Origin of the sequence: Mesorhizobium abyssinicae (assembly GCF_049887195.1) — a bacterium.
Lineage (GTDB): Bacteria > Pseudomonadota > Alphaproteobacteria > Rhizobiales > Rhizobiaceae > Mesorhizobium > Mesorhizobium abyssinicae.
The window spans coordinates 1-1,523 of the sequence record NZ_JARAKC010000082.1 but is presented as its reverse complement, the minus strand read 5'-3'; the positions used below and the strand labels follow the sequence as shown (position 1 = coordinate 1,523).

Sequence of the window (1,523 nt, the reverse complement as noted above, 5' to 3'; positions counted from 1 at the left end):
CACCGCTCTGATGTCCTTTTGCAAGGTGCGATCTGCGCAATAATCCACCCGACACCGATTTCCTCGGTCGGTTCTCAGTGACGGAGCGCCTATCGGTGGAGACGTGGCCTGGGACGCGGGTGAACAAGCTCTGATGCGCGGGTTGGTTACCGCATGTCCATGTAATCGTCCGGGGCTGGTCCTCTCTTACAACGGGCGTCGGCATTGCCGGCCACAAAGCGGTGCCGGAAATTCCCCATTCAATGCCACGTCCCCGCCGATAGGCGCGATTATTATTTCGTCGCTACCGAGGATCAGGTTCCTGCCTGCTGCTCATCCGCTCGGGCGATGGCCCACATGAAAGCAGCGAGCTCCCGAGCTATTGCGGTCACAGCCACGGTGCTGCGCTTGCCACGCGCGATCAGGGCCCTGTAGCGCTTGGTCAAGCGCGCCTGTGCGTTCCACGCTATGTCTCGCACGACTTCAGGCAGGTGACGGCTTTCGAAGTATTTTGTTTTCCCCAGTTTGGCCGGATAGCGGTAAGTCCAGGCGCTTTCAGCCAAGACGCGGCGCACTCGAGCATTCCCAGCCTTGGTGATGCCGCCCCGTCGAACGTCGTCCCCGGTCGAGCGCTCCGAGGGGACAAGTCCGAGATAAGCCATCAGTTGTCGCGGGTTGGCAAAGCGGCGTACATCGCCGATTTCGACCATGAAGGTAGCCGCACAAATGAGCTTGACCCCACGCAAAGCCTGCAAGCGTTCGACTACCGGCGCGAGTGGCCAGTCGAGCAGGCCGTCTTCGATTGCCTTTTCCAGGCGTGCTGCTCTTTCCCGGCACTGCGTCTCCGCGAGGATCAACTCCTGCAGGACAGCTTGCTGACTGCGGAATGAGAAACTCAGTCCATGCAGCCATCTGAGATACCTCGTCCCCCAGGTCTTCAAGCCTGGGTAAATCTTGCCATGTCGCAACAGGAAGGATCGAATCTCCTGCCGCTTGCGGGTTCGATCCTTCACCGCAGCCTCGCGAGCGCGGATCAGGTCACGCATAGCCTCATGAGCAGCGTCAGGTGTCCAGATCTCCGTCAGCTCACCGGCACGGAACAGCCGGGCAAGTTTCTCGGCATCGCGGCGGTTCGTCTTGACCCGATCGCCAGGCTTGCGCGGGATCAGAGACGGAGCAATCACGGCGCACTCGTGGCCAAGCGCTTCGATCTCCCGCTTCAGACCGTATCCGGTGGGTCCAGCCTCATAGCAAAATCTCAATCGTACACCCGGGCGCCCGAGCTTGCGGACGAGGCGGCGTACTGAGGCACTATCGGAGGATATCTCTCCGACATATCGAACCTCGCCCGTACGCCCGCTCTCGGCGAGAGCAACAGCATGCCGGTCCTTCGCAACATCCAATCCTACGAAAACTTCGCTATATTCTTCCATGGTTCGTCCTCCTGGCATGAGGATAGGCTCGACGAGCAACCCTCGCTTCAACACTGCCAGTGTAGGGCGAACCACCTCACAGCCGGCAACCAGAAAGGACATACGGTCTTA

At 60.0% G+C, this 1,523-nt stretch carries 1 protein-coding gene; it reads right to left on the bottom strand.

Annotated elements, in window-relative coordinates:
• Positions 1-293 precede the first annotated feature (293 nt).
• Positions 294-1,412 carry an IS110 family RNA-guided transposase gene (locus tag PU724_RS33680; RefSeq protein ID WP_354426072.1) on the bottom strand — a complete coding sequence of 373 codons (1,119 nt, stop codon included), beginning with the start codon at positions 1,410-1,412 and terminating at the stop codon, positions 294-296.
• Positions 1,413-1,523 lie beyond the last annotated feature (111 nt).

Coding starts and splice junctions, on each gene's coding strand:
- PU724_RS33680 (WP_354426072.1), bottom strand. CDS start 1,412: ATGGAAGAATATAGCGAAGTTTTCGTAGGATTGGATGTTGCGAAGGAC.